The following is a 6,773-nucleotide window of genomic DNA, read 5'->3' as shown; positions in this document are numbered from 1 at the left end:
CAACCCCGCCACAACACCGATCAAGATCAAGATCGGCGGCAAGGAGCGCGAGTTCGACATCGACAATCCGGTCCTGCCGGACTGGATCGAGGACAACAAGCTGACCGCCGGCGCCTATCCTTACGACAAGAAGATGAAGAGCGAGGACTACGAAAAGGAGCTCGAAGGGCTCCAAATCGAACTGGTCAAGGCGCAGGCCTGGCTTCAGGCGACCGGCAAGCGGGTGATGGCGCTGTTCGAGGGCAGAGACGCGGCCGGCAAGGGCGGCACGATCTTCGTGCTGCGACAATACATGAACCCGCGCACGGCGCGCAACGTCGCGCTGACCAAGCCGACGCCGACCGAGGCCGGGCAATGGTATTATCAGCGCTATGTCGACCATTTCCCGACTTCGGGCGAATTCGTCACCTTCGACCGCTCCTGGTACAACCGGGCCGGTGTCGAGCCGGTCATGGGGTTCTGCACGCCGGAGCAACATGAGAAATTCCTCGACGAGACACCGCATTTTGAGCGGATGATCTGCAACGAAGGCATCCATTTCTTCAAATTTTGGCTGAATATCGGTCGCGAGACCCAGCTCGAGCGGTTCCATGACCGCCGCTGGTCGCCGCTGAAGAACTGGAAGTTCTCGCCGATCGACATCGCCGGCGTCAGCAAATGGGACGACTACACCAGGGCGCGCGACCAGATGGTCGAGCGCACGCACAAGGAATTCTCGCCCTGGATCATCGTGCGCGCCAACGACAAGCGCCGCGCCCGGCTTGCGGTGATCCAGCGTATCCTTCTGTCGCTGCCCTATGATGGCCGCGACCTGGATGCCGTCGGCAAGCCCGACAAGAAGATCATCGGCGAAGGGCCGGGGTTCCTGAAGGACTGACGCACTGTCGCCCGGAGGTGCGCGGCGGTCCCGGAAAAACGGGATACACCAATCAAGAGCATGAATTACAGCGCCGCGCGGCTTTCGGCTCGCGCGGCGCTGAGACTTTCATGCCGGCCGCTCAGGCGGCTAGGCGGGCGATCCGCTGCAGCCGCTTCAGCGTGGTGTCATCCTGAAGCGCCTGCTGGAACAGCGTGATCTCGTGGTCGATACGATCGCACAACACCGCCGTATCGCCCTTGAGAAGGCTCCGCGTCTGCAGCAATGCCGCCACCGGCTTCTTGGCGAGCTGTTTCGCCCTCGCCAGCGTTGCTTCCTCGGCGCTGCCTTCCGTCACGATCTCGCCGACAAGGCCGAGGGCCTTGGCATCCTCGACGCCGAGCGTGTCGCCCAGGCAGAAGAAGCGGAAGGCGCCCGCATAGCCGAGCTTCTGGGGCGCCAGGATGCTGGTCGCCGCGTCCGGCACCAGGCCGAAATCGACGAACGGCACCCTGAAGGTGCTGCCCTTCGAGGCGATCACCATGTCGCAGTGGAACAGGATGGTGCAGCCGACGCCGACGGCATCGCCGTCGACGCAGGCAAGCACCGGCTTGGGGAAGGTCGCCAGCATGCGGAACATGTCGGTGACCGCGGCGATCAGTTCCCGGTGCTTGGTGGCATCGAGGAACTCCGAGAAATCGCCGCCAAGGCAGAAGCATCCGGCAAGGCCGCGCAGCATGACGACGCGGACCTCGTCATTGACGGCCGCCTCGTGGAGGGTCCTGGCAAGGCTAGCATAGGCATGCCGATCTAGCACCGGCCGGCCGTCATGCGAGGACACGGTGACGACCAGTGTATGGCCGCGCAGTTCCGGTTCGGGATGGAAACTCATGATCACCTCCCGGCTCACGAAGCCTGCTTCAGGCCAAGCAGGCCCGGATAACCCCGGTTCAGCACCGGCAGGAAGTGGTTGCGGCGGGCTCGCACGACCTCGAGCGTATGCTCGGTGAAGGTGAGCAGGGGCGCCACAACCTGCTGGTTGCCATAGGAGCGCTGGTAGCCGAGCGGCTTTGCCAGGAAGTGCAGTTGCAACGCCCTGAGCACCCACATCGGCTCGAACTCGATGATGACCTGGTTGACGTTGCGCTTCAGGCCCCATTCGACGAAGCCGGCGATCAGTTCGGTGCCGACCGTCGAGACGCCGCGCTTGCCGTCACGAAAACCCGGAGCCACCGCATAGCGGGTCAGTTCCCACACATTCGGTCCCGAGGGGGACTGCCCCTCGCAGAGATCGGACAGCACGTCCGTCAGAAGATGCGGCCGTGTCGTCGGCAGCATGCGCTGGTAACCGGCCAGTTCGCCGTTGCGGATCACAAGGTGGTGTTCGGCCTCGTCATGGTCGAACTGGTCGATCTCGAGCTGGTCGGGACGGTCGAGATCGGTCCATCCCATCTCCTCGACGAAGATCTTGTAGCGCAGGCGATGGACGGCCTCCCAAAGGTCGGGGCGTTCCATCAATTCCTGAGTGGTAAGGGCGAAAAGCATTAGCCGTCTCCTGGGCTTAAGAGGATGATACGGCCGGGCTTTCCCGAAAATATTACGCGAACGCGTAGGCAAGAATTCTAGGCCAGCACGGCCGACCTGGCTAATATAGCCACGCCTAATCGCCTCCGCGACTGCCTGCACACGGTTGGCGGTGCCCAGTTTGATTTGGCGTTAAGAAATCATTAGCCCTCTCCCAAGAGGGAGATTCGGCTGCGCTTTTCTGAAAATATCACGTGATTGCGCAGGCCGAAATTTTCCAGGTCGGCCGGCCGGGCTAACTGATGTAGCCGCGCCTGATGGCCTCTGCGACTGCCTGCACCCGGTTGGCTGCGCCGAGTTTGCTCTTGGCGTTAAGAAGATGTTTCTCGGAAGTGTGTTCCGAGATGCCTAAAATTTGAGATATCTCCCATTCGGACTTGCCAACGGCCGCCCATTGCAGGCATTCCCGCTCACGTGCCGTCAATTCTATATGATCGACGATGCTGTCGGCCTTGGTGTGCAGTTGCATGGCGCGGCCGATCGCATAGGTCGACGCCAGCGAGACCATTCCGAATTCCTGGTCCGACAGTTCAACGGATTCACCGCCCAGCGAGACCATGACGATCTGGCCGTCGAGCGTGACCAACGGAAACGCAAGACCGTCGCGCAGCTTGAACTGGCGCGCGTCGCCCATGACCTCGTCGCTGCTCTTGTCGATTACGGCGTTCTTGGACGCGTCCCGCCATTGGAACGGCGCCTGAAGCTGCTTCATGTGACTGACGACCGGATCGTGGTCGACATAGTTGCGCGCCACGTAGCGCTCCAGCCATTCGCCGGGCCAATCGCAAAGCATCACATGCTGTTTCTGCCGGCCGCGTGGCGTGCCAGGTTGCGGCACGGTTCCCGCCATCAGGGCGGTCAGGCCGAAATTCGAAGTGACGCCCAGCAGCCTCTCGCAAACCGCCGCCGCGGTGCCAGCATTCTGCAACTGGTCTATATATTCCAGAGTTCTGTCAAACAGGCCCATCGCAACATCTACCCCATGTTGCTTCTGCTTTTTCGTTGCCGATAGTAGACGCTCGAACACCCCTTCGCCATCAACCACGGGTCGCAATGATCTCCGAAAAGCCGGTAGCTTCCCCCTTCCGGCGCGCAGGGTCGTTTGCAACGGGTTGAACCATACGCTTAATTTAACCGCTTGAAATCAAAAACCGTTGTGCCTGCATCATTTTCATACGAAAAGCCTGCGAACGGGGACGAGGGCGGAGCCATATCGTGATCTTGCGGTGGATAACTCTGGCCCTGATGTCCGCACTTGCCGGCGTATTGCCCTTTGCCGGCGCGACTCAAGGGGCGGAGCCGCAGGTGCCGGTGCTGTGGGACGCCAAGGAGCGGTTGCCGAAACCCGATCTCTCCGCTCTGCCGCGACTCAGATTACTCACAACCACCGATTTTCCGCCCTTCAACTTCCTCGACGGCTCGGGTCGCCTGTCCGGTTTCCACATCGACCTGGCGCGGGCGATCTGCGCGGAATTGGGCGTCGCCGAGAAATGCCAGATCCAGGCCCTGCCGTGGAACGAGTTGGAGGATGCCCTGCAGAAGGGCGAGGGCGAGGCGATCATTGCCGGCATCGCCGCGACGCCGGCGAGCCGCGAGAAATACGCCTTCTCGCGCTCTTACATGCAGTTCCCGGCACGCTTCATCATGCCGAAGGCGAAGGCCTTCGCCGAGCCGATCCTCGACAAGCTGCGCAGCAAGCGGGTCGGCGTCGTCGCCGGCTCGGCGCATGAGAAAATGCTGCGCGATTACTTCAGCACCGTGCAGGTGGTGACCTTTGACACACCGGAAGCCCTCTATGCCGATCTCAAGGCCGGCAAGGTCGACGCCGCCTTCGGCGACGGCATGCGCTTCGCCTTCTGGCTGGGCGGTTCCGACGCGGCCGGCTGCTGCCGCTTTGCCGGCGGTCCGTATCTGGCGCCGGAGTATCTGGGCTCGGGCATGGCGATCGCCACCAGGGCGGGCGATCCGGCGCTGGCCGCCGCCTTCGACTATGCGCTGCAGGAAATCTCGATCAAGGGCACCTTCGCCGAGTTCTATCTGCGCTATTTTCCCGTCAGCTTCTTCTGAAGGTTGCTGCCAACGCTAAGTCAGCGTGCGTAGGCGCGCCTTGGCCGCTCGCGCAATCGCGGCCACGGTCAGCGTGTCGAGGTCGAGCTTGAGGCGGATGAGCTGCAGCACCCTGACCTCCTCCATGCGCATTTCGAGATCGACGGCGGCGACCTCGAAAGCGGCGGCGTAGGCGGTATCGCGCAGCCGGTCCGGCAGCGCTTCGGCAATGCGGGCCAGCACGCCTTCCAGCCCACCCTTCTCATGCAGCGCCTTCTGGCAGGCTTGCGCCACTGGAATCAGCCTGTCCTGGTTGAAGTCGACGAAGACCGGCCAGGAACGGACGACGTCGCCGATCCGCGCCAGCTCGACATCGGTCATGTCGCGATCGGAAGCCGAGGTGATGACCATCAGGTGGATCAGGGCTTCGTGCGGCGTCAACAACGGCATTCAGAACTCCTAACAGCGTGCATGTCATTCCCCCAAACCGCGACACACTTCTGGGTGACATGCATTTGGAAGTGAGGCTCGAACGTAGGAGCGCAATTGTGGCGCCGCAAGGAAAACCGCCGCATATCGTTGACGCTCCGGCCCGTCGCGCCTAGAGACCGGTCGACAAAATCTTATCCGCCGCAAGACGGCCATGACTGGAACTTCGATATGACGGGATCAAACATCATCGATCTCAATCCCGAGATGCATGCCGCGGCGGCCGAGAGCAAGGCCTGGCCGTTCGAGGAAGCGAAGAAAATCATCGCCCGGTACAAGGGCAAGGATTTCCCCGAGACCGTGCTGTTCGAGACCGGCTACGGCCCGTCCGGCCTGCCGCATATCGGCACCTTCGGCGAGGTGGCGCGCACAACCATGGTGCGGCATGCCTTCCGCGTGCTGACGCAGGACAAGGTCAAGACCAAGCTTCTGTGCTTCTCCGACGATATGGACGGCATGCGCAAGATCCCCGACAACGTGCCGGACCGCGCCGCGCTCGAGCCCCATCTGCATATGCCGCTGACCTCGGTGCCCAATCCGTTCGGCGGCGACTATGCGAGCTTCGCCGACCACAACAACGCGATGCTGTGCCGCTTCCTCGACACGTTCGGCTTCGATTACGAGTTCGCCAGCGCGACCAAGTACTACAAGGCCGGCCGCTTCGACGAGGTGCTGCTGCGCGCCGCCGAACGCTATGACGACATCATGGGTGTGATGCTGCCGACGCTCGGGCCGGAGCGCCAGGCGACCTACAGCCCGTTCCTGCCGATCTCGCCGAAGAGCGGCCGCGTGCTCTACGTGCCGATGATAAATGTCGACGCAAAGGCCGGCACCGTCACTTTCGACGACGAAGGCACCGAGACGACGCTGCCCGTCACGGGCGGCCATGTGAAGCTGCAGTGGAAGCCGGATTTCGGCATGCGCTGGGCGGCGCTCGGCGTCGATTTCGAGATGTTCGGCAAGGACCACCAGACCAATGCGGCGATCTACGACCGCATCTGCAACATCCTCGGCGGCCGCGCGCCGGAGCATTTCGTCTACGAGTTGTTCCTCGACGAGGAAGGCCAGAAGATTTCGAAGTCGAAGGGCAATGGCCTGACCATCGACGAGTGGCTGACCTATGCGCCGACGGAGAGCCTCGGCCTCTATATGTACCAGCGGCCGCGGCAGGCGAAGAAGCTCTATTTCGACGTCATCCCGAAGGCGGTGGACGAGTATTACGCTTTCCTTGGCGCCTATCCGCGCCAGGACTGGAAGGAGCGGCTGGGCAATCCGGTCTGGCACATGCATGACGGCAACCCGCCGGCCATCGACCTGCCGGTGCCGTTCGCGCTGCTGCTCAACCTTGTCAGCGCCTCCAACGCGCATGACAAGGCGGTGCTGTGGGGTTTCATCTCGCGGCATGCGCCTGGCGTGACACCGAAGACGCATCCGGAGCTCGACCGGCTGACCGGCTACGCGATCCGCTACTTCGACGACTTCGTGAAGCCGACCAAGGTTTACCGCGCCGCCGACGAGGTGGAGCGCGAGGCGTTGGCGAGGCTTTCCGAAGCGCTCGGCGCGCTGCCGCAAGGCGCCGACAGCGAAGCGATCCAGAATGCCGCGCTCAACGTGGCGCGCAAGATCGAGCGCTACCAAGACCATTCCAAGCAGAGCCCGGAAGGCGGACCCGGCGTGTCCGTCGCCTTCTTCCAGATGATCTACCAGGTGCTGATCGGGCAGGAACGCGGACCGCGCTTCGGTTCCTTCGCCGCACTCTACGGCATTGCCGAGACGCGCGCGCTTATTGAGCGGGCGC

The 6,773-nt window shown here is 62.6% G+C and carries 7 protein-coding genes; 3 read left to right on the top strand and 4 right to left on the bottom strand.

All coding sequences use genetic code 11. The annotated features are described in order from the left end of the window. The coding region (gene ppk2, locus EOA28_RS19770) for a polyphosphate kinase 2 (RefSeq protein ID WP_128315186.1) at window positions 1-877 on the top strand (877 nt) is incomplete at its 5' end. 121 nt (window positions 878-998) lie between these two features. Here the strand turns inward: ppk2 and EOA28_RS19765 are convergent. From EOA28_RS19765 to EOA28_RS19755, 3 genes are all read right to left on the bottom strand, one after another. After that, window positions 999-1,748: an enoyl-CoA hydratase-related protein gene (locus tag EOA28_RS19765; RefSeq protein ID WP_126079352.1), complete on the bottom strand. Its 750-nt coding sequence runs from the start codon at window positions 1,746-1,748 to the stop codon at window positions 999-1,001. 14 nt (window positions 1,749-1,762) lie between these two features. Then, window positions 1,763-2,401 carry a GNAT family N-acetyltransferase gene (locus EOA28_RS19760; protein ID WP_128315185.1) on the bottom strand — a complete coding sequence of 213 codons (639 nt, stop codon included), beginning with the start codon at window positions 2,399-2,401 and terminating at the stop codon, window positions 1,763-1,765. 274 nt (window positions 2,402-2,675) lie between these two features. After that, window positions 2,676-3,407 (bottom strand): LuxR family transcriptional regulator, encoded by a 732-nt coding sequence (locus EOA28_RS19755; RefSeq protein ID WP_127252124.1) that lies wholly within the window; start codon window positions 3,405-3,407, stop codon window positions 2,676-2,678. A gap of 278 nt (window positions 3,408-3,685) precedes the next feature. On the opposite strand from EOA28_RS19755, the gene EOA28_RS19750 reads away from it, so the two are divergent. Continuing rightward, the gene (locus EOA28_RS19750) at window positions 3,686-4,507 is read left to right on the top strand and encodes a transporter substrate-binding domain-containing protein (RefSeq protein ID WP_189342109.1); all 822 of its coding nucleotides are present in this window, start codon (window positions 3,686-3,688) and stop codon (window positions 4,505-4,507) included. Between the two features lie 15 nt (window positions 4,508-4,522). Here the strand turns inward: EOA28_RS19750 and EOA28_RS19745 are convergent, their stop codons facing one another. Next, the gene (locus tag EOA28_RS19745; protein ID WP_127250788.1) at window positions 4,523-4,936 is read right to left on the bottom strand and encodes a tellurite resistance TerB family protein; all 414 of its coding nucleotides are present in this window, start codon (window positions 4,934-4,936) and stop codon (window positions 4,523-4,525) included. Between the two features lie 210 nt (window positions 4,937-5,146). Between EOA28_RS19745 and EOA28_RS19740 the strand changes: the two genes are divergently transcribed. Then, the coding region (locus EOA28_RS19740; protein WP_128315183.1) for a lysine--tRNA ligase at window positions 5,147-6,773 on the top strand (1,627 nt) is incomplete at its 3' end.

Origin of the sequence: Mesorhizobium sp. M2A.F.Ca.ET.067.02.1.1 (genome assembly GCF_004023285.1) — a bacterium.
GTDB lineage: Bacteria > Pseudomonadota > Alphaproteobacteria > Rhizobiales > Rhizobiaceae > Mesorhizobium.
This window is presented reverse-complemented; position numbering and strand designations above follow the sequence as displayed.

Coding starts and splice junctions, on each gene's coding strand:
- EOA28_RS19765 (WP_126079352.1), bottom strand. CDS start 1,748: ATGAGTTTCCATCCCGAACCGGAACTGCGCGGCCATACACTGGTCGTC.
- EOA28_RS19760 (WP_128315185.1), bottom strand. CDS start 2,401: ATGCTTTTCGCCCTTACCACTCAGGAATTGATGGAACGCCCCGACCTT.
- EOA28_RS19755 (WP_127252124.1), bottom strand. CDS start 3,407: ATGGGCCTGTTTGACAGAACTCTGGAATATATAGACCAGTTGCAGAAT.
- EOA28_RS19750 (WP_189342109.1), top strand. CDS start 3,686: ATGTCCGCACTTGCCGGCGTATTGCCCTTTGCCGGCGCGACTCAAGGG.
- EOA28_RS19745 (WP_127250788.1), bottom strand. CDS start 4,936: ATGCCGTTGTTGACGCCGCACGAAGCCCTGATCCACCTGATGGTCATC.